Source organism: Amycolatopsis sp. NPDC003676 (assembly GCF_053587275.1).
Map to the genome: position 1 here is coordinate 47,869 of NZ_JBSFNS010000031.1, position 20,058 is coordinate 67,926.

Here is a 20,058-nt window from a genome sequence, read left to right on the forward strand (position 1 = left end):
TCCACTGTGGACAGATGAGTAACCGGGCCGGATCGCGGGTAGTCATCGATCATGAGCAGCCACCTGATCGCCGTCACCGTCGACTGCCGGGACGCCGACGCGCTCGCCGAATTCTGGCGGGAAGCGCTGGGCTACCCGAGGGCCGAGCGGTGGCCGGACAGCCATGGACTCACCTACGTCGAACTGAAGGCGCCCGACCGGCCGTCGCTGCTGTTCCAGCCGGTGCCCGAGGGGAAGACGGTCAAGAACCGGCTGCACCTGGACATCGCGCCGGACACGGTCGAGCAGCGCGACGAGGTGGCCCGCCTCGTGACGCTCGGTGCGAGAGTCGTGGAAGATCCGGAGAACGACCACTGGATCGTGCTGAAAGACCCTGAAGACAACGAATTCTGCGTGCTGCCCCGGCGGTCCTGACCCGCGCGCTGCCGAGGGCTACGATCTCCGCCGTGCCTGACTCCCGAGTGCCCGCGCAACCCGACCTCGGGATGCTGGCCGGGCGGCTGCTGTTCGCGGTGCAGCGGGAACTGTTCACCGCACTGGCCGCCGAAGGCTTCGGCGACTTGAGCCCGCGCCACGGAGCGGTGCTCGCCTACCTCGGCCCCGGCGGTGCGCGCGCGACGGAGCTGTCCCGGCTGTCCGGACGGCGCAAGCAGGTCATCGGCACGATGGTCGACGAACTCGAAACGCTCGGCTACGTCGAACGCCGCCCCGACCCGGCCGACCGGCGCGCGAAACTCGTCTGCCCCACCGATCGCGGGCAGGCGATGATCGGGGCCTCGACCCGCATCCTGGCCGGGATCGAGGACCGCCACGCCCAGCGGCTCGGGCGGGGCGAGTACGCGGAGTTCAAGCGGATGCTCGCCGAGGTCACCGACCAGCAGCGGCATTTCGCGGGGCAGTGATCACTGGCTCGGCCATCCCTGGTGCGGCGGCATTCCCGGAGCGCCGTACTGCGGCGGAACCGGAGCCGACTGCGGATACTGCTGCCCCGGATACTGCGGACACCCTCCGGAGGGAAAGTCTGCCAACCGCATCCACAGTCCACAGTGGAGCGACCGCGGGAACAACGCCCCCGGCCCCCGCGACCGGCCGAGACGCCCTCTACGATCGGCCCGTGACCGCCTACGACGACGTCTTCGACCACCTCGACGCTTCGGCCCTGCCCGAGCGGCAGCAGCACATCCTCGCCACCATCCGGGACTGGGTGGGCCAGCACGGCTACTCGCCGAGCACGCGCGAGATCGGCGAAGCGGTCGGATTGCGGTCGACGTCCTCGGTGTCGAAGCATCTCGCCGCGCTGGAGGACAAGGGTTTCCTGCGCCGCAGCTCGACGATGTCGCGGCCGATCGACGTGCGCGCCTTCCTCGGCGACGTCCCCTCGCGCGACGGCGGCGACTCCGTGCCGGTGCCGGTCGTCGGCGACATCGCGGCGGGCACGCCGATCTCCGCGCTGGAGCACGTGGACGACGTCCTGCAGCTGCCGCGCGGGCTCACCGGCCGCGGCACCGTTTTCGGGCTTCGCGTGCGCGGCGATTCGATGGTCGACGCGGCGATCTGCGACGGCGACATCGTGGTGGTGAAGCAGCAGCACGAGGCGCATTCGGGGCAGATCGTCGCCGCGATGATCGACGAGGAGGCGACGGTGAAGGTCTACCGCCGCCGCGACGGGCACGTGTACCTCGAGCCCCGCAACCCGGCCTACGACGTGATCGACGGCGACCGGGCCACGGTGCTCGGCGTGGTCGTCTCGGTGCTCCGCAGCATGTGATCCCGTGAGCGGCGATCCCGGCGAGAACCGCGATCGCCGCCCACGAGCCCTCCCCCGGCCTTAGTCGACCGTCACCGGAACCCGGGTGTCGACCAGCTCGTCCTCCTTCGCGACCCTGCCCTGCCACGGCCGCGCGATCAGCCACAGCACCAGGCCGGACACCACCAGCCCGCCGAACATCACCGTGGCCATCGCGGCCGCGTTGTTGCCCAGCAGGCCGACCACCGGCGAGACCGCCGCGCCGACGCCGAACTGCACCGCGCCCAGCAGCGACGCGGCCGTCCCGGCGTTGTTCCCGTGCGCGTCGAGCGCGACCGCGGGCGCGTTCGGCAGGATCAGCCCGGCGAAGAACAGCACCGCCCACACCGGCACCGCGACGCCGAACATCCCGCCGAACCCGGTCAGCGCGGTCGCCAGCAGCACCGCCGCCGAGCCCGCCGCGGCGAGGCTCGCCACGAGCAGCACCTGGTGCGGTTCGAACCGGTTCATCAGCCGGGCGTTGACCTGCGTCGCGGCGATCAGCCACACCGCGCTCGCCCCGAACATCAGGCCGAACTGCTGCTGGTCCAGCCCGTACTGCTGCTGGAACACGAACGACCCGCCGCTGACGAACGCGAACAGCCCGGCCATCGCGAACCCGGCCACCAGCACCAGCCCGACGAACGAGCGGTCGGTGAACAGGCTCCGGTAGGACCGCACGGTCGCCCGGAACTGGAACGGCTGCCGCCGCGCGGGCGGCAACGTCTCCGGCAGCGCGAGCGCCGCCGCGATCCCGCTCGCCAGCCCGATCGCGGCGAGCACCACGAACACCCCGCGCCAGTGCGTCCACGCCAGCAGCGCGCTGCCGAGCGTCGGGGCCAGCACCGGGGAAACGCCCATCACCAGGATGAGCTTGGACAGCAGTTTCGCCGCGGCGCGATCGGTGTAGAGGTCGCGCACCACGGCCAGCGCCAGCACCGCGCCCGCCGAGGCGCCCAGCCCCTGCAGCACGCGCGCCGCGCTCAGCAGCTCCACCGTCGGAGCCACCAGGCACAGCAGCGACGCGACCACGTGGATCAAACTTCCCGCGACGAGCGGGATGCGCCGCCCCATCGCGTCCGAAAGCGGGCCGGCGATCAACTGGCCGAGCCCGAGCCCCAGCACCGTTCCGGTGAGGGTCAGCTGGATCGTCGACTCCGTCGTCGACAGTTCGCGGGTGATGTCCGGCAGCGCCGGCAGATACATGTCGATGGACAGCGGCCCCAGTGCCACCAGAACGCCGAGCACGAGCACCAGCTTCAGCTGGCTCCCCGCGTTCGGCGCTTCGCGTGTTTCGTTCACGCCACTCCCCTTCGTCGTGAGCACTTGGGCACCTACGAAGAAGACGGCCGAGAAATTCCGGAACCCGCGAACAGATCACACCCTGGGAATCCCGCTTGACAAACTCACCCCAGACCGAGGGCGAAAACGTGGAGGTCCGGATCGGCCGGGAAAGTCACCGTCGCGATCTTCTTGCCCGCCGGGATTTCCAGCGGCGAGGTGGCGTAAACCGAGGCGCCGATTCCCTGGCCGCCGGGCTGATTCCGGTGCGCGGTGCGGGCCACGAGCGTATTGCCGAACACTGGTTCGGCATTTCCGCCCGGCAACACCCAGTCACCGAACGAAAGATCGGCGGTCGCGGTCGTGCCGTCAGTGAACGCGACGGTCGCGCTCCCGCGATGGTCTCCGTTCGTCGCCGAACCGACGAAAAGCAGGCGGCCGACTGAAGCTCCACCTAGATCGAGCTTCTGTCCGGACGCCACCGCGTTGTCCGGACGACCGGACGGCGCGGCAGGCCAGACGAACGTCGTACCCGCTGCGTGTCCGGTCGAACCCGGAGCGAGACCGGCGTCGGCCAGCGCTTTCCGCGAATAGCTGTTTCCGGCGCCGTCGAAATTCGCCGAACCGCCGTCTCCGTCGTCGGAAATTCCGACATTGCCGAAGGCCCCGGCCAGGCTTCCCTTCGGCGCGACCAACACAATTATCGAGGAAGAAACCGAATGTCCCTGCCCGCGCAACGTCACCGGCACTTCGTAGTAACCCGCGCGAGTTCCCGCCGCCGCGCTCACTGTCAGGTCGATTTTCCCGCTTCCAGTGCGGTCGTCGAGCGGCATTGAACGCGGTCCGGATACGGTGATCCCGGCCGGTGCCGACGTCGCGATGTTCAGCGAGCGCAGGTGCCCGCCGAGCCGCTGGCCGTTCACCGCGACGGCGCCGGAGCCACCGGGTTCGACGGTGACCTGGTTGGCCACCGAGGCGACGTACGGTTCCTCCCCGTCCCGGTAGGACGGTGGTTGCGTGTTCGCCGCCCAGTTCCGGTCCGGCTGCGCGGACAGCGCGAAGTCGAGCCGCCCGCCGCCCCGCGCGAGGTCCTGCGGCAGCGACGTCCGATCCCACCGGTGCCCGTTCAAGGCCAGGCCGTGGACGTACTGCGTGGTCGTCGACGCACCCGGCGCACGGATGTCCAGCGTGCGACCGCCCGGCAGCGTCAGCACCGCGCGCTCGAACAGCGGGCTGTGCACGGTGAGATCCGGCGTGCCCGGAGTCGACGGGTACAGCCCCAGCGCGGCCCAGACGTACCACGACGATTGCGCGCCGAGGTCGTCGTTGCCGGGTTCGCCGTCCGGGGTCGCGCTGAACAGCGTGGTCGCGATCCGGCGCACGACTTCCTGGGTCTTCCACGGCTGGCCGACGTGGTTGTACAGCCACGGCACGCCGAAGTCGGGCTCGTTGCCCGCCCACATGTACGGCTCGTTCGGGCCGACGTTGAGCTTCTGGAAGAAGGTGTCGAGCCGCGCCGACACCGCCGCCGGACCGCCCATCGCGGTCACCAACCCGGCCGTGTCCTGCGGCACGAGCCAGGTGTACTGCGCGGCGTTGCCCTCGTCGAAACCGTCCTGGCCGAAGGTGCCGGGCGCGGGCGGCTGATACGCCGGGCCGTCCGGGAAGCGGCCGTCCTGGCCGCGCGGCTGGAGGTAGCCGGTGGCCGGGTTGAACAGGTGCTGCCAGTTCTGCCCGCGTTTCGTGAAGTCGCGGGCGACGCCGCGGTCGCCGATCGCGCCCGCGAACTGCGCGATGGCGAAGTCGTCGATCGCCCATTCCAGCGTGATCGAGGCCCCGACGCGCGCATGGTCGCCGCGGGAGGCGTCGTTATTCGGCAGGTAGCCGCGAGCGAGGTAGTCCGCGATTCCCCGGCGTTCCTGGTACGCGCCCGGCGTCTCGTCCACCGACGTCGCGCCCTTGACCAGGTACTTCAGCGCGGTCTTGACGTCGAAGTCGCGCGCGCCGAAGGCGTAGAGGCTGGACAGCAGCGCGACCGAACTGTCGCCGGTCATCTGCCCGGTGTAGCCGTTGGCCATCGGCCAGCGGGGCCACCAGCCGCCCTGGACCGCGTCGTTGGTCAGCGACTGCGCCATGTCGCTGGCTTCCTTCGGGAACAGCATGCCGTGCAAGGGCGCGAGCGAGCGGTAGGTATCCCAGTCGGAGAAGTTGGCATATTGCGAGTGCCCGGCGGGGAGCGTGCGGACTTGGTTGTCGAAGCCGATGTAGCGGCCGTCGACGTCGTTGAACGTGTTGGGGTGCATCAGGCTGTGGTAGAGCGCGGTGTAGAACGTCTTGAGCTGCGCGGAATCCTTGCCCGCCACGCGGATCCGGCCGAGCGCGTCGCGCCAGGCGTCTTTCGTCTTCTGGCGCATCGCGGCGAAGTCCCAGCCGGAGTCCATGTTCTTTTTCGCACCCTGAACGTCCACATAGGACATCGACACCTTCGCATGAACGGTGCCCGCGTCTCCGAAGGTCAGGTACGCCCCGGCTTTCGGCGCGTCGACCTGATCACTGCCCGGCTGGACGGTTTTGCCGTCCCAGGTGCCGTGCGCGGTGAACGGACGGTCGAAGGTGATGGCGTAGTAGACGGTGTACTTGTTCGATTTCCCGCAGAAGTGGCCGGTCGTCGCCTGCCCGCTGACCTCGCGGTCGCCGGTGATCCGCAGGCCAGCCGCGGAGTTGCCCGCGAGACTCGCGCCGCCCTTCACGAGCACCTGCGCGTTCTGCCCCGCCGGGAAGGTGAACGCCGCCAGCCCCGTGCGAGTGGTCGCCGTCAACTCGGTACGCACGCCCGAATCAGGAAACGTGACGGCGTAATAGCCGGGCTCCGCCTGCTCACCGTCGTGCGTGAACCGTTCGACGCGATCCCACGGCTTGGCCCCGACGTCACCGGTGACCGGCAGAATCGGAACGTCGCCGAACGCGTTGCAGCCGACCGACGCGTGGTCGAGGCTGAAGCCGCGGATCTTGTCGCTGTGGTACTGGTAGCCGGCGTAGGACCCGTCGGTGTCCGGCGAAAACTGCATCATCCCGAACGGCGCGGCCGGCCCGGGGAAGTTGTTGATCTCGCCGACCGAAGTGCCGCCGCGCCCGGTTCCGACGAGCGGATCGACGTACGCCGCCGGATCGCTCACGAGCGGCGTCTGCGGCGCTGCCGCCGCGACGGTTCCCGCTCCGACGACCGCCGCCGTCACCAACGCTGCCACGACTGAGTACCGCACGCTGCCTCCCAGACCTCGTGTTGTCCGACCTTTCCGGCTGGCGGGCCGCGAGGTCAACCGAATGACAGAGATCTGGCCGGTTTTGGGCGGACAGACATCCGACAGGTTGCCCGAAAGGCGAGAGAAAGCGCTGTACAGCCTCGATACGCTCGATGCCATGGCGAAAGGCTTCGAAGCGGCGATCCGCATGATGCGCAGCCGCGACCCACAACGCGCGGAGGACGGCTTCGGCTGGCTCCGCGACCACGCCGCCGAGCACCTCCCCGCGTTGATCGAGCAGTTCGAAAACGAGCAAGCCGACCGCGGGCTGCGCAGCTGGCTGCTCGAACTGATCGGAATAGCCGAATCCCCCGAAGCGCTGCCAGTGCTCACCGCCCAGCTCAACGGCACCGACGAGCTGCTGCGCGACTGGGCGGTCATCGGACTGACCCGCCTGAACACCCGAGAGGCACGAACGGCACTCTGGCGCGCCCGAGCCAACGGCGCCATCGCCTGACCGGGATCCCGCCGAATTCTCTCCAGCCACCGCTCCAGCGGGCTAACGTTCACAGACATGACTGAACCCGCAACCCGGGACGTCGAGGGCTACGAGATCGGCTCCAGCGTCTCCGTCATCCGCGAATACGAAACCGAGCCCGGCGCCGGACCGCGGCTGCACCAGCACCCTTACCGCGAAACCTTCGTCATCCAGCGCGGACGCGCGTTGTTCACCATCGCCGACGAGCAGCGCGAAGGCGTCGCCGGTGACGTGCTCGTCGCCCCGCCGAACACGCCGCACAAGTTCGTTTCCCTCGGGCCCGAACCGTACGAGGCGGTGCACATCCACGAGAACGACCGGTTCGTCACCGAGTGGCTGGAGTGAGGTCGAGCCGCATTTGTACGTCCCGTGTATCCCGTTCGGCGATGCTCGGCCCGGACCGACCAGGACCGGGAGGACACGGATGCTCAGGAAACTCGCAGTGCTCACCGCCGGGGCCGCGGCGGCGGCCACGGTCGCCGTCGCCGCTCCGGGCGCAGCCGCGGCACTGCCGGCGGCGAACATGGAAGCCGTGCTGCTGGCGGCCCAGATCGACCCGCAGCGCGCCGACAGCACCCAGACACCGGGAGCGCACGACAGCGTCCTGCTGGTCGAGAAGGCGTTGCAGGCCAAGGGGCTGCTGGACGCCAAGTACGTCGACGGCTACTTCGGCACCACCACGATCGACGCCTACTCGAAGTACCAGAAGTCGCTGGGCTACACCGGAATCGACGCGTCCGGCCTGCCCGGCAAGACGTCGCTGGAGAAGCTCGGCGCCGGTCAGTACAGCGTGTCCAATGTGGTATCCGCGGGCAGCCACGTGACCTATCACGGCGTCACGCTGAACACGCGCACCAAGGCGATGCTTCAAGCAGCCGAAAAGCTGTTCGGCAAGGACGTCGGCCTCACCCAGGGTTCGTACAACCCGGGCGGCGTCGGCGCGTCGGCCGGAACGCACGACGGCGGCGGCGCTTTCGACGTTTCAGTGGCGGACATGTCCTCGGCGACCCGCGTCGAATTCGCCAAGGACCTCCGGAAAGTCGGGTTCGCGGCTTGGGTGCGCACACCGTCGCAAGGCGACTGGGGCTACCACATCCACGCGATCGCGGTGAACGATCCCGACCTGTCCTCGGGCGCGCAGCACCAGGTCGGCGCTTACTACCTCGGGCAGAACGGCCTCGCCAACCACGGCAAGGACGACGGCCCCGCGGTCAACCCGAAGCTGACCTGGGAGCAGTACCAGCGCGGCTGACTCACCCGGCTGCCGCATTTGCTGGCGCGAGTGCGGCAGCCGTGGTTTTCTGGCCCCATGGCGGGAAAAACATTTCGGTTCGGGGTCGTCGCGGCGCCGCAAGCGGGCGGCGCGCAATGGCGGGAAACCGCGCGCCGCGCCGAGGACCTCGGATATTCGACCCTGTTGTCGCCGGACAACCTGCATCTCCCGACCCCGACCGCGTCGCTGGCCGTCGCGGCGGCGGTGACGACGGAGCTGCGGGTCGGGACGTTCGTTTTCGCCAGCCCGCTGCGCACGCCGCGCGCGGCCGCGTGGGAGGCGCACAGTCTCAGCGTGCTCACCGACCGCCGGTTCGAGATGGGCATCGGCACCGGGATCCCGCCGATGCGCGAGGCCGCCGCCGAACTGGGCCTGCCGTACGGCACCGGTCCGGAGCGGCTGGCCCAGGTGTCGGACACGATCTCGCACCTGCGCCGCCTCGACGGCGACGCGCACACGCCGGTGATGGTCGCCGCGGGCGGGCCGAAAGCGCGTCGCCTGGCAGGTGAACGCGCTGATGTCGTCACGCTCGCCCACAGCGTCCTCGCGAGCCGGGCGGAGACCGCGGAGTACGCCGCCGAGATCCGGGCCGCGGCCGGCGGCCGGGAGGTCGAGCTGGCGATGAACATTTTCGTGGTCGGCGAGGAAATCCCGCCGTGGACCCGCAGCTTCATCGGGCACGACATCGAGACCCTGGCCGAGCACGATTCCCTCACCCTCCTGCGCGGCGGACCGGCCGCGATGGCCGAGGAGCTGCAGCGGCGGCGCGAGGAACTCGGGGTGTCGTATTACAGCGTGCACGGCGCTTTCCTCGAGGACTTCGCCCCGGTGGTCGCGCGGCTCAGCGGACGTTGACGAACGCGGCGGGAATAGCCGCGCCCGCCGGTGAATTGCACCGAGGGTGAAAGCTGTGACCTACCGCCAGTTCGGCGGCCCGGAAGTGCTGACGTTGTCCGAACTCGCCGTGCCGGAGCCGGGGCCGGGCGAGGTGCGCGTGCGGATCGCCGTGTCCGCGGTGAATCCGACCGACTGGAAGGCGCGCTCCGGCTCCCGTTTCGGTGTCGAGGCGGAGTTGTCCGTGCCCAACCAGGACGGAGCCGGCGTCGTGGACGCGATCGGCTCCGGGGTGGACGGATTGTCCGTGGGCGACCGGGTGTGGCTGCTGCTGGCCGCCGCGCACTCGCCGTTGTCCGGGACCGCGCAGGAGTACACCGTGCTTCCGGCGGACCGGCTCGTCCCGCTCCCCGACGGCGTAGGCTTCGACGAGGGCGCCGCTTTCGCGATCCCGGCGCTCACCGCGCACCGCGCGCTCACTGTCGCGGAGGACGGACCGCAGCGGCTGGCACCGAATGCGTTGGCGGGCAAGACTGTTCTGGTCAGCGGCGGCGCGGGCGCGGTCGGCAACGCCGCGATCCAGCTGGCGCGCTGGGCCGGAGCGACCGTGATCGCCACCGTCAGCACCGAGGACAAAGCGGCTCTCGCGCGCGCCGCCGGTGCGCAGCATGTCGTGCGGTACACCGAAGGGGACGTCGCCGCGGCGATCCGGGAAATCGCGCCGGACGGGGTCGACGTGATCGTGGAGGTCGCCGTCGGCGTGAACGCTCCCCTGCACGCCGCGGTGCTCCGCCCGCGCGGGGTGGTCGCGGCCTACGGCGACGACCGCGGCACCGGAACCGTGACTGTCGACTTCGGACAGAACGTTTTCCTCAACAGCCGCTACCAATTCCTGGTGCTCTACACCGTCGGATTCGACCGCCTGCGCGCCGGCGCCGAAGACCTCAACGCCGCCCTGATCGACGGCGGACTCCGGCTCGGCCCCGATAACGGCCTGCCTGTGCACCGTTTCCCGCTGGCGGAAACCGCTCGCGCGCATGAGGCGTCGGAGAAGGGCGTCACCGGAAAGGTGCTGATCGACGTCAGCTGATCACCGGCTCGACCCCGGTCAGTTCCACGCTCGCCGCCCACAACCGGGCGGCGGCTTCAGCGTCCGCGTACGGCCCGCGCACCGGTTCCGGCCGGGGCCGTCCTTTGAGGCCGAACACGCGCGGCCCCCAGATCTGACCACTGTGGACATCCGGACCGACCGCCGCCCGCACCGCCGGCCGCGCGCCGCCGTCCTTGCCCTGCAAGGCGATTCGCGCGAGGCTCAGCTTTTGCTTGGTACTGCGCACATGCAGCGGCGGCCGGTCCGGAGTCAGGCTGTCCAGCGCTCCGCCAGGATGCGCGACGACACTCAGCCTGCTGCTGCCCGCCGCCCTCAGCCGTCGATCCAACTCCAGCGCGAACAGGGTCTGCGCGAGCTTCGACCTTTCATACGCGGTCTTCGGCTGATAATCGCGCGTACTCTGCAAATCCTCGAAATCCAGCTTCGCTGACTTCGCCGCGAAGCTCCCGGTCGTCACAATCCGCGCGCCCGGCTTCAACTGGTCCTGCAGCGCCGCCGTGAGCGCGAAGTGCCCGAGGTGATTGACCCCGAACGTCATCTCGTGCCCGTCCTTGGTCTCCCGCCGCTCGGGCCCGTCGAGATACACGCCCGCGTTGAGCACGACCGCGTCGAGCGCCCCGACCTCGACCCCCTTGACCGAAGCCAGGTCGGCAAGGTCCAGCCGCGCCCACGACACCCGCGCCCCCGGCACCCGCTCGCGAAGGACCTTCAACGCGACCTCCGCCTTCGCCGCGTCCCGGCCGCCGAGCACCACCTCCACTCCCGCCTCGGCCAGCTGCTCCGCGACGAAGTAGCCGATCCCGGCATTGCCCCCGGTCACCAGCACCGTCATGACACTCCTCCTAAAACTGAAGTGACTTCAACTTTAAACCCACTTCAGATTTAGGTACAGTGGGGGTCGTGGCCAACACCGGACGGCGCGAACGCCGCAAGCTCGAAACCCGGCGCAAGCTGGACGAGGTCGCGCTGCGGCTGTTTTTGAAGCACGGCTACGACGGGGTGACCGTCGCGCAGATCGCCGAAGAGGCCGACATCTCCGTCGCGACCCTCTTCGCCCACGTCCCGGACGGCAAAGACGCCCTGATCTTCGACGACGGTTCCGAACGCCGAGCCGGAATCGTCGCCGCTGTCCGCGAAGGGCCGATCCTCCCCGCACTGCACCGGTTCTTCGCCGCCCGCGGCCCGTACTCGACGGACATCCCGCCGGAACACGCCCCGAAACGAGACCTGATCGTGCAAACGCCAGCCCTGCGCGAATACGCGCGGAAGCTGTGGCATTCCTGCGAACCCGACCTGACGGCGGCGCTCGCCGACGAAAGCGGTCTGCCTCCGGATGATCCGGCGGTACGGGCTTTGGCACGGTTCGTGCTGGAAATCCCGGACCTCACTGGTACTGCGCCGGATCCGGCTGCGGCGCTGGCGTCGGTGTTCGCACTGCTGGAATCCGGATGGCCGCCGCGCACCGGACCCCGCGCTCACGACCGGCGGCCCCAGCAGGCAGCACTGACCTCCCGCACCTCGGCGAGCACCTGCCGCACCAACGAACCGAACTCCGCCCGACCACCGAGCCACTCGTCGTGAGCGATCTCCCAGGCGAGCGCCCCCACCTTCGCGGCCACCCGAGCAGTCCGGCCCGGAACACCGCGCCGTTCAAGAGCCTCGATCATCGAATCGACCAGGCCAATCCGCTTCCGCGCCTCCCGTTCCCCCAGCTCCGGATTCGCATCCAGCACAGCCTGCCGCCGAGCACTGAACTCGCGGCGATCAGAAGTGAAGACCTCCTGCCCGACCACATCCAACGCATGCTCCACCACAGAGAGCGGCCCGGCTTCAGCAGGCGCAGCGGCGATCGCCGAAACAAGCAACCCAGCCAGAGCGCTTTCCCCGAAGAGCACCTCGCGCTTGTCCGGGAAGTACCGGAAGAACGTGCTCTTGGTGAGGCCCGCGCGCTCCGCGATCTCGATCACGGTCGTGTTTTCGTAGCCGTGTTCCTCGAACAAGTCGAGGGCAGCGGCGGCGAGCCGTCCTGGTGCGTCGGGTTGCCAGCGAGCCATGGGAGAAGTTTACGGGACTTAGTCCCGTCACTCGGGTACGGTTGATGAGACCAAGTCCCATCACTCTCCCGAGGAGGAGCGACCGATGAGCAAAGCTGTCCGCTACCGGAGATTCGGCGGTCCCGAAGCACTCGAGCTGGAGGAGGTGCCCGAGCCGCACGCCGGACCGGACGAGGTGCGGGTCCGGGTCACCGCCGCCGGACTGAATCCGATGGATTGGCAGATCGCGGCCCGGCCTGAGATGGCGGCGCGGTTCGGGATCACGCTGCCCGCCGGGTTCGGCAGCGACTTCGCCGGAGTGGTTGACGAGGCGGGAGCCGGATTCGCGGCAGGCGAGCGGGTTTACGGGGGCGCGATCGGAAGGTCCGTCGCCGATTTCGTGGTGGTCAAGACTCCTGCCACGACACTGTGGCGCACTCCGGACGGCATCAGCGACGAGGTGGCGAGCACGCTTCCGGTGGCCGGACTGACGGCATCCGCCGCGTTGGCCGCGATCGGGCTCCGCGCCGGGGACACCGTCCTGATCGGCGGCGCGGCGGGCGGCGTGGGCATCTTCGCCGTGCAACTGGCGAAATTGGCGGGCGCGCGGGTACTCGGCACTGCCTCCGAGCGCACCTTCGGCTTTCTGCGCGAACTCGGCGCCGAGCCCGTGGCATACGGTCCCGGCCTCGCGACCCGAGTTCGAGCCTTGGCACCGGAAGGGATCACCGCGGCGGCCGACTTGTTCGGCAGGGAAACGGCCGAGACCGCACTCGAACTCGGCGTGCAGCCCGAGCGGATCTCCACGATCGCCGACGGTCCCGCCCTTCCTGGCGTGCGCGCGACAGGTGCGTTCGACGCGGAATCCGGCGCCCTCGAACGGATCACGGACGCGATCGGTTCCGGCGAGCTCACCGTGCCGATCGCGGCGGCCTTCCCGGCCGAGCAGATCCGCGAAGCCGTGGCGATGCAAGCCGGGCGGCACGTCCACGGCAAGATCGTGGTCGCGCTGTGAACCGATAAGGAGCACTGAGTCCGGACCCGGGTTTCAGGCCGCCGATCCCCGCCGCGGAATCCGCGGCCCGGCCCCGCCCGGCGCGACTGCCCGGCAGACGCCGGAAACCCCGTTCCTCCCAACGGACCCGCCGGTTCCCCGAACCGGACGCCATCCCCTTCCCCGGCCGTTACCACACCCGCGGGATCAGCCGGAACCTGACTTTCGCAGGTATCGCCGAGACTCCGGTCACGGGTATACCTGAGACCGGCCCAGGAAAGGTCTGGACCACTTCGCGGACAGGTCCGGTTCCGAGCCGCCGTCCGCCCGAGTCGTCCTATGTGGAGGCATCATGCACCGGCTGGACGCGGCACAGGATTACGCGCTCGGTTTGTTCCGCATCGTCGTCGGGTTCCTTTTCGCCTGCCACGGCGTGAAATCGCTCTTCGGAGTGCTCGGCGCGCACGGCGCGGCGCAGGCGGGCTCTTGGCCGGGCTGGTGGGCCGCGCTCATCCAGCTCGTCGCGGGCGGCCTCGTCCTGCTCGGCGTCGGCACCCGGATCGCCGCGCTGATCGGGTCCGGGTCGATGGCGTACGCCTACTTCTCCGTCCATGTGCCGCAAGGGCTTTTCCCCATCGAGAACGGCGGCGAAGCGGCCGCGATGTTCTGCTGGGCGCTGCTGCTGATCGCGTTCACCGGCCCCGGCCGGCTCGCGCTCAGCGGGGCGCTGACGGCGCTGCGGCCGCGGGCATCGCGCGTCGGAGCGGTCCCGCACGCCTGACCCGGAACGAAAACATCCGCTTATCCCCGGGTCGACCCGCGCACTATCAGCTCGTATTCCGCTGGCCCGGGGACAGGCGGCTCGATCCCTTCGACCCGATCGGCGAGCACCGCGACCGCGGTGCGCGCCAGCCGCACCGGCCGGAGGTCGACGGACGTGATCGGCGGGACGGACGACCGGGTGTGCTCGGAATCGGAATCCGCGCCGCAGGCGATGCGCACGTCGCCGGGCACCGCGAGTCCTCGCGCCCGCGCGGCGGCCAGCACCCCGGCCGCGTGCCGCCCGGTCTGGCAGTACACCGCGTCCGGCGGCTCGGCCAGCCCGAACAGTTCCTCCCCCGCCTCGCGTCCGCCCGCTTCCCCGGCGACCTCCGCGCGGCGCACCGCCAGCGGCCGCTGCCCGCGAGCGCGAACCCAGTCCAGGTAAGCCGTTTCGGCGTCCAGGTTCCACTCGTTGCGATCGGTGCCCAGCACCGCCGCGATCCGCGACCCGCCCGCCGCGGCCAGGTGGTCGAGCACCTCGGCGACGATCCGCCTGGTGCCGAGGTCGAGGTAGTCCGGCGACGCGGGCCGCGCCGGATCCCGCCCGACGCCGAGGAACGGCACGCACTCGCGGGTCAGCATCGTGATCAGCGGATCGTTCTCGACCGGTTCGGTGATCAGGAACCCGTCGCAGGCGAGCCCGACCGCGGGCGCGTCGGCGCGCGTCGGGTCCGGCACCAGCATCAGGCCGTACCCGCGTTCCACCGCGGCCAGTGCGGCCGACCCGGCGAACCGCAGGAAGTAGTCGACGCCTTCCAGGAACGCGGTGTCCAGCGGGTCGAGCGGCCGCACCACCAGCCCGAGCACCCCGAGCCTGCTGGAGCGCAGCCCGCGCGCGACCGTGTCCGGCCGGTAGCCCAGCTCGCGCGCCGCCTCCCGCACCCGCTCCGCGGTGTCGGCCGCGACGGTCCCGTTCCCGCTGAAGGCGTGCGACACCGTGGTCGGAGAAACCCCGGCGCGGCGGGCGACGTCCTTGATGGTCGCCCGCGTTCTCTTCCCAGCCATGGCGCAGCAGCCTAACCTCGGCCAAATCGTTTTGGAAACCGCTCCGGCCCGACCATTGCCCAAATCGATTTGGGTCCTTACCGTGGCCCGGGTCACTTCCCCGGTCCGGAGGTTCGCCATGACCGCTCCCGCCACCCCGCCCGCGCCGCCCGGCACGTCCGCGCCGCCCCCGGCCCGCCCCGGGCGCGGTCCCCGGGTGGAAGCCCACGGCATCGACGTCATCGGCGACGACGAGCGGCACGGCCGGGCCCGCGACCTGTTCGGGGTGTGGGCCGCGCCCAACGTCAGCTACCTCAGCCTGGTCGTCGGCGGCGCGCTCGTGCTCAGCGGATTGAGCCTGCTACAGGCGCTCGCGGTGATCGTCGTGGGCAACCTGTGCTGGGCGCTGGTCGGCCTCGTCGCGGTCAGCGGCCCGGCGGCGGGCGCGCCGAGCGAGGTCATCATGCGGGCGATGTTCGGCACGCGCGGCAACCGTTTCGTCATCGGGCTGAACGGCTGGCTCGTTTCGGTCTGCTACGTGGCCTTGAGCTGGTCCGCGGCCTCGGTGACCGCGTTCAGCCTGTGCGCGCGGCTCGGCATCGAACTGAACACCCTGGGCAAAGTCCTCGTGATCGTCGCGATCGCCGCCGCGACGCTGGTGATCAGCGTCTACGGCCACTCCGTGATCGTGCGCCTCTACCTGCCGCTCGCCATCGTGACGACCGCGGTTTTCCTGGTGCTGGGCGGTTTCCTGATCCGGCACACCGCGTGGAGCTACCAGCCCGCGACGCCGCTGCACGGGGCCGCGCTGTGGGCGGCGCTGGCCGGCGGCGTGGCCCTGGTCGCGTCCGCCGCGCTGTCTTACAACACCAGCGCGGACTTCGCGCGGTATCTCCCGCGCGACACCAAACCGTTCGCTGTCGCCGCCTGGACCGCCGCCGGAGCCTTCCTGCCGAGCGTCGCGTTCACCGCACTCGGCGCGTTCGCCGCGACCACTTTGGACATGAGCGACCCGCAAACCGCGCTGGAATCCGTTCTGCCGTCCTGGTTCACCCCGATCTTCCTGATCGCGGTGATCCTCGGCGCGATCGCCAACAACGCGATGACCGTCTACAGCTCCGGCCTCGCGCTGCAGGCGATCGGCGTCCGCTTGCGCCGTTCCCGCAGCGTCCTGCTCGACGGCACCGCCGGAGTGCTGCTCACCCTGTACGCCTTGCTCGTGTCCGATTTCCTCAAGGCAGTCAACGACCTGATGCAGCTGATGGTCGTCGTGCTCGGCCCGATGATGGCGATCTACGTGACCGACCTTCTGCTGCGCCGCAACCGCTACGACGGCCACGCGCTCGCCGACGAACGCCGCGGCGGCCCGTTCTGGTACGTCGGCGGCGTGCACTGGCCCGGCATCGCCGCCCTCGTCCTCGGCGCGACCGCAGCCGCCTTCTGCCTCTCCGTTCCCGGGATGTACACCGGATTCGTGGCGAGCGCGGCCGGCGGGATCGACTTCTCGCTGCCAGCCGGAATGCTGATCGCCGCCGCCGTCTACCTGCTCGCCGGCCGTCCCCGCGCCACCGTCTGACCTCGATCGCAAGGAACAGAATGCACCTGCTCGTCAACGACCCCGATCCGCACGCCCGCGGCGTTTCCCGCGGCACCCAGCTGCGCGCTGGCCTCGCGGACACACTGGAGCTGTATCTGCGCTGGTTCGACACCCTCGGCATCCCCGAACAGCAGATCCGGACCGACGCGCTCCGGTTGCTGGACAACGTCGACGCTTGGCGGAGCCGCTACGCCGACGAAATCGCGGGCATCGCCGCAGGTGCCGGGATCGAACTGTGGCAGGCGGCAGCGCTCAACGGACGCACCGAAATCATCGCCGCCGACCCCCGCACTCGCCCGGAATGCTCAACGCTCGTGCGCGTTCCCGGCTCCGGCTCTCCGTTCGGCATCCAAACCTGGGACTGGCACATCGAACTGTCGGGCTGCTGGCACACCCAGGAAGTACGCGGCACGCGGTACGCCTTCGCCGGGATCACCGAGCACGGCATCCTCGGCAAGATCGGCGTCAACAGCGCCGGTCTCGGCCTCTTCTTCAACATTCTCGGCCACCAAGACGATTCCGCCGCCGGTATCCCGGTCCATGTGCTGGCCGCGGCCGTCCTCGGCGAGGCAGGCAGCACCGCCGAAGCGCTCGACCTGCTGCGAACAGCCCCGATCCACACTTCCGGAGCCTTCACACTGCTTGATCCCGACTCCGCAGTCTGCGCCGAGCTGAGCCCGGCCGGAGTGACCACTCTCGACCCCGAAGCAGGTTTTCTGGTGCACACCAACCACTTTCTCGACCCTGACGCCGCTGCTCGCGAGAAACACGGACTGTTCGAACCGGATTCCCAGCTGCGGCACGCGCTGGTGACCACCCGGCTGCAGGACTACCCGACACCCGCGCACGCCGTCGATCTCGTCGCCTTCCTCCGTTCCGGGCCCGGCGAGCCGAAGCTGTGCTGCGTCCCGGATCCGGACGCCGCGTTCGGCGACCGATGGGCGACCTTGGCCACGGTCCTGCTCGAACCCGCGGCCCGGACCATCCGGGTGCATGCTGGCAGTCCCAATACCTTGAACGGCTGGCGCACCTTCGCGGCGGCGGAAACGGTGGTGGCCCGATGACCCCCGTGCACTACCGCGGCGGCCGGATCTTCACCGCGAGCGTATCCGGATGGGCGGAATCCATGGTCGTGCGCGGCGAGACCATCGAATACGTCGGCAGCACCGCGGAGGCCGACCGCATCGAGGCGCACGTGGTCGAACTGGACGGAGCCTTCGTGCTGCCCGGTTTCGTGGACGCGCACACGCATCTGGTGTCGATGGGCGAAGCGCTCGAGCAAGTCGATCTGTTCTCCGCGACTTCCCCTGAAGACATCCAGCACCGGCTCGCCCGCGCCGCGGCGGACGATCCGACGGCGCCGCGAATCCTGGGCCGCAGCTGGCTTTTCGACGCGCTCGGCGGACAAGCGCCGCACCGGAAGCTGATCGACGCGGTGGTCCCGGACCGGCCGGTTTATCTCGCCGCGAACGACGTCCACTCCGCGTGGGTCAACAGCGCCGCCCTGCGCGAGCTGGGCATCGACCGCGACACGCCCGACCCGCTCGACGGCCGCATCGGCCGCGACGAGACCGGCGAGCCGGACGGCATGCTGTACGAAACCGCTGCGCTGCAACTGATGCGGCACTTCCTCGACGACCAGACCAGCGACGCCGACCGCGACCGTGCGCTGGCGGCTGCGTTCGCGCAATACCTCGCGGACGGCGTCACAACCGCTGTCGACATGGCGCTCACCGAGGCCGATCTCGCCACTCTGGAACGAGCTCTCGAAGACGGACGGCTTCCAATGCGCGTCGCCGGGCACTGGCTGATCGAGCGCACTGGCAACACCCGCGACGATCTCCGCCAGGTCGAGCGCGCGGCCGAACTGAGCGCACGGCTGTCCGGGCCGTGGCTGCGAGTGGCCGGGATCAAGCTGATGATCGACGGAGTCATCGACACCTGCACCGCGGCCATGAAAAAGCCGTTCGTCGACGGCAGCCACCCCGGTCCGCTGTGGCCGCCGGAAGCGCTGGCTCCGGTCGTCGCCGCGGCGGACGCGGCGGGCCTGCAGGTCGCGATGCACGCGATCGGCGACGAAGCGTCGGACATCGCGCTGTCGGCGCTTGAGCACGCGATCGAGGTGAACGGACCGCGCGACCGGCGGCATCGGCTCGAACACCTGGAGACCGTGACTGCGGAAAACGTCAAGCGGCTGGCCGAACTCGGCGCCGTCGCGTCGATGCAGCCGGTGCACGCCGACCCGGCGATCCAGGAAAACTGGCGCGCGAAACTGGGCGACGACCGCGTGCAGCGCAGTTTCCCGTGGCCGGAACTGACCGCGGCTGGTGCCGTCCTCGCGTTCGGCTCCGACGCCCCGACCGCGCCGCATCCGCCGCTGCCGAACATGTACGTCGCGACGACCCGCCGGTCCGCGCTGAACCCGGATCTGGAACCCAACCTGCCGGAATACGCCCTGCCCCTGGCCGAAGCCCTCGCCCACGGCACCCGCGACGCCGCGTACGCGTGCCGATGGGACGGGCTGACCGGCCAGCTCGCAGCGGGCCTGGCCGCGGATTTCGTCGTGCTGGACGTCGATCCGTTCACCGAAGCACCGGACGCTCTGCTGCGGGCCAAAGTGCGGCAGACTTACGTGGCAGGCAAATCCGTTTGACGCGTTCAGCGGGGCCGGGCAGGGTTGGCGGCATGCGTTTCTCGGTCTGCATCCCGAACTTCGGCGACTTCGCCGACCCGCGCGCGGTGGCCAAGGTCGCAGTGGCCGCGGAAGAGGCGGGCTGGGACGGCCTGTTCGTCTGGGACCACGTGGTGCTGGACAAACGTCCCGGCCGCCTCTTCGGCGATCCGTGGATCCTGCTCACCGCCGCCGCGCTGGCGACCAGCCGCATCCGGCTCGGCCCCATGGTCACGCCGGTCGCGCGCCGCCGCCCGCAGCAACTCGCCCGCGTGGTGTCCACTTTGGACAATCTGACTGACGGCCGGGTCGTGTTCGGCGCCGGGCTGGGCGCGCCGCTGGAGGCGGAGTTCGGCGACTTCGGCGAATCCGCCGACGCGAAAGTGGTCGCCGAGAAGCTGGACGAGGGCCTCGACCTGATCGCCCAGTTCTGGACCGGCGAACCGGTCACGTTCTCCGGCAAGCACTTCACTGCCCGCAACGTGACGCTCCTCCCGCCGCCGGTGCAACGCCCTCGCCCGCCGGTCTGGGTGGCGGGCCGGTGGCCCAACCGTCGGCCCATGCGCCGCGCTGCTCGGTGGGACGGTGTGGTGCCGATCTTCGAGTCCGCCGGTGCCAAGGGTTTGCCGGACGTCTCCGAGGTGCGGGACATGATCGCCTACATCCGGAGCGAACGGGACACTGACGCACCGTTCGACGTCGTGTTCGGCGGAACGAGCCCCACCGATCCGGCTCAGGCGCGGAGTGTCGTCGAACCGTTCGCCGAGGCTGGGGTTACGTGGTGGGAGGAAAGTCTGCCGTTCGGGAGTGCGGAGGAGGACAAACTGGAGCACGTGCTGCGGCGGGTCGAGGCTGGACCGCCCGCGCTCTAGGCCCCACGCCGGGCGTCCGT

The 20,058-nt window shown here is 70.0% G+C and carries 20 protein-coding genes; 15 read left to right on the top strand and 5 right to left on the bottom strand.

The annotated features are described in order from the left end of the window. Positions 1 to 51: 51 nt before the first annotated feature. The 3 genes from ACWDNU_RS20110 to lexA all read left to right on the top strand — a co-directional run bounded on the left by ACWDNU_RS20110 (position 52) and on the right by lexA (position 1,768). On the top strand, positions 52 to 414 hold the full coding sequence (locus tag ACWDNU_RS20110) for a VOC family protein (protein WP_370938305.1): 363 nt from the start codon (positions 52 to 54) through the stop codon (positions 412 to 414). A 32-nt stretch (positions 415 to 446) separates the two neighbouring features. Continuing rightward, a complete protein-coding gene (locus ACWDNU_RS20115) occupies positions 447 to 902 on the top strand; it encodes a MarR family winged helix-turn-helix transcriptional regulator (protein WP_449669993.1) in 456 nt (151 codons plus the stop codon). 212 nt (positions 903 to 1,114) lie between these two features. Next, complete coding sequence (lexA, locus tag ACWDNU_RS20120; protein WP_370938307.1) at positions 1,115 to 1,768, top strand: transcriptional repressor LexA; 654 nt, start codon at positions 1,115 to 1,117, stop codon at positions 1,766 to 1,768. Between the two features lie 60 nt (positions 1,769 to 1,828). Here lexA and ACWDNU_RS20125 read toward each other — a convergent pair whose 3' ends face one another. Next, positions 1,829 to 3,088 carry a Bcr/CflA family multidrug efflux MFS transporter gene (locus ACWDNU_RS20125; protein ID WP_449669994.1) on the bottom strand — a complete coding sequence of 420 codons (1,260 nt, stop codon included), beginning with the start codon at positions 3,086 to 3,088 and terminating at the stop codon, positions 1,829 to 1,831. Positions 3,089 to 3,192: 104 nt separating this feature from the next. Further along, positions 3,193 to 6,330 carry a GH92 family glycosyl hydrolase gene (locus ACWDNU_RS20130; RefSeq protein WP_449669995.1) on the bottom strand — a complete coding sequence of 1,046 codons (3,138 nt, stop codon included), beginning with the start codon at positions 6,328 to 6,330 and terminating at the stop codon, positions 3,193 to 3,195. Between the two features lie 61 nt (positions 6,331 to 6,391). Here ACWDNU_RS20130 and ACWDNU_RS20135 point away from each other — a divergent pair, with 61 nt between their 5' ends. The 5 genes from ACWDNU_RS20135 (at position 6,392) to ACWDNU_RS20155 (ending at position 10,044) form a co-directional block, all read left to right on the top strand. Then, positions 6,392 to 6,826 (top strand): HEAT repeat domain-containing protein, encoded by a 435-nt coding sequence (locus ACWDNU_RS20135; RefSeq protein WP_449669996.1) that lies wholly within the window; start codon positions 6,392 to 6,394, stop codon positions 6,824 to 6,826. Between the two features lie 57 nt (positions 6,827 to 6,883). Further along, entirely contained in the window at positions 6,884 to 7,192 is a 309-nt protein-coding gene (locus ACWDNU_RS20140) for a cupin domain-containing protein (RefSeq protein WP_449669997.1), read from the top strand. Positions 7,193 to 7,271: 79 nt separating this feature from the next. Then, a complete protein-coding gene (locus ACWDNU_RS20145; protein WP_370938312.1) occupies positions 7,272 to 8,099 on the top strand; it encodes a peptidoglycan-binding domain-containing protein in 828 nt (275 codons plus the stop codon). A gap of 57 nt (positions 8,100 to 8,156) precedes the next feature. Continuing rightward, positions 8,157 to 8,975: an LLM class flavin-dependent oxidoreductase gene (locus tag ACWDNU_RS20150; RefSeq protein ID WP_449669998.1), complete on the top strand. Its 819-nt coding sequence runs from the start codon at positions 8,157 to 8,159 to the stop codon at positions 8,973 to 8,975. Between the two features lie 46 nt (positions 8,976 to 9,021). After that, positions 9,022 to 10,044 carry an NADPH:quinone reductase gene (locus ACWDNU_RS20155; RefSeq protein WP_449669999.1) on the top strand — a complete coding sequence of 341 codons (1,023 nt, stop codon included), beginning with the start codon at positions 9,022 to 9,024 and terminating at the stop codon, positions 10,042 to 10,044. Here ACWDNU_RS20155 and ACWDNU_RS20160 read toward each other — a convergent pair. Continuing rightward, positions 10,037 to 10,897: an SDR family NAD(P)-dependent oxidoreductase gene (locus tag ACWDNU_RS20160; RefSeq protein WP_449670000.1), complete on the bottom strand. Its 861-nt coding sequence runs from the start codon at positions 10,895 to 10,897 to the stop codon at positions 10,037 to 10,039. The genes ACWDNU_RS20155 and ACWDNU_RS20160 overlap by 8 nt on opposite strands. Positions 10,898 to 10,965: 68 nt before the next feature. Here ACWDNU_RS20160 and ACWDNU_RS20165 point away from each other — a divergent pair, with 68 nt between their 5' ends. Further along, positions 10,966 to 11,646 carry a TetR/AcrR family transcriptional regulator gene (locus ACWDNU_RS20165; protein ID WP_449670001.1) on the top strand — a complete coding sequence of 227 codons (681 nt, stop codon included), beginning with the start codon at positions 10,966 to 10,968 and terminating at the stop codon, positions 11,644 to 11,646. Here the strand turns inward: ACWDNU_RS20165 and ACWDNU_RS20170 are convergent. Beyond that, positions 11,541 to 12,119, bottom strand: a complete 579-nt coding sequence (locus ACWDNU_RS20170) for a TetR family transcriptional regulator (protein ID WP_449670002.1) — start codon at positions 12,117 to 12,119, stop codon at positions 11,541 to 11,543. The genes ACWDNU_RS20165 and ACWDNU_RS20170 overlap by 106 nt on opposite strands. Positions 12,120 to 12,204: 85 nt before the next feature. Between ACWDNU_RS20170 and ACWDNU_RS20175 the strand changes: the two genes are divergently transcribed. Both ACWDNU_RS20175 and ACWDNU_RS20180 read left to right on the top strand, forming a co-directional pair. After that, entirely contained in the window at positions 12,205 to 13,113 is a 909-nt protein-coding gene (locus ACWDNU_RS20175) for an NADP-dependent oxidoreductase (RefSeq protein ID WP_449670003.1), read from the top strand. A gap of 331 nt (positions 13,114 to 13,444) precedes the next feature. Further along, the gene (locus tag ACWDNU_RS20180; protein WP_370938320.1) at positions 13,445 to 13,873 is read left to right on the top strand and encodes a DoxX family protein; all 429 of its coding nucleotides are present in this window, start codon (positions 13,445 to 13,447) and stop codon (positions 13,871 to 13,873) included. A gap of 20 nt (positions 13,874 to 13,893) precedes the next feature. Here ACWDNU_RS20180 and ACWDNU_RS20185 read toward each other — a convergent pair whose 3' ends face one another. Next, complete coding sequence (locus tag ACWDNU_RS20185; protein ID WP_449670004.1) at positions 13,894 to 14,919, bottom strand: LacI family DNA-binding transcriptional regulator; 1,026 nt, start codon at positions 14,917 to 14,919, stop codon at positions 13,894 to 13,896. 118 nt (positions 14,920 to 15,037) lie between these two features. Here ACWDNU_RS20185 and ACWDNU_RS20190 point away from each other — a divergent pair, with 118 nt between their 5' ends. From ACWDNU_RS20190 to ACWDNU_RS20205, 4 genes are read left to right on the top strand one after another with little or no spacing between them, the layout of a single operon-like run. Further along, positions 15,038 to 16,474 carry a purine-cytosine permease family protein gene (locus tag ACWDNU_RS20190; RefSeq protein WP_449670005.1) on the top strand — a complete coding sequence of 479 codons (1,437 nt, stop codon included), beginning with the start codon at positions 15,038 to 15,040 and terminating at the stop codon, positions 16,472 to 16,474. Positions 16,475 to 16,494: 20 nt separating this feature from the next. After that, entirely contained in the window at positions 16,495 to 17,559 is a 1,065-nt protein-coding gene (locus ACWDNU_RS20195) for a C45 family autoproteolytic acyltransferase/hydolase (protein WP_449670006.1), read from the top strand. Continuing rightward, positions 17,556 to 19,148 (top strand): amidohydrolase, encoded by a 1,593-nt coding sequence (locus ACWDNU_RS20200; RefSeq protein ID WP_449670007.1) that lies wholly within the window; start codon positions 17,556 to 17,558, stop codon positions 19,146 to 19,148. The genes ACWDNU_RS20195 and ACWDNU_RS20200 overlap by 4 nt, the downstream gene beginning before the upstream one ends. Positions 19,149 to 19,180: 32 nt before the next feature. Further along, on the top strand, positions 19,181 to 20,038 hold the full coding sequence (locus tag ACWDNU_RS20205) for an LLM class flavin-dependent oxidoreductase (RefSeq protein WP_449670008.1): 858 nt from the start codon (positions 19,181 to 19,183) through the stop codon (positions 20,036 to 20,038). The last annotated feature ends 20 nt before the right edge of the window (positions 20,039 to 20,058 follow it).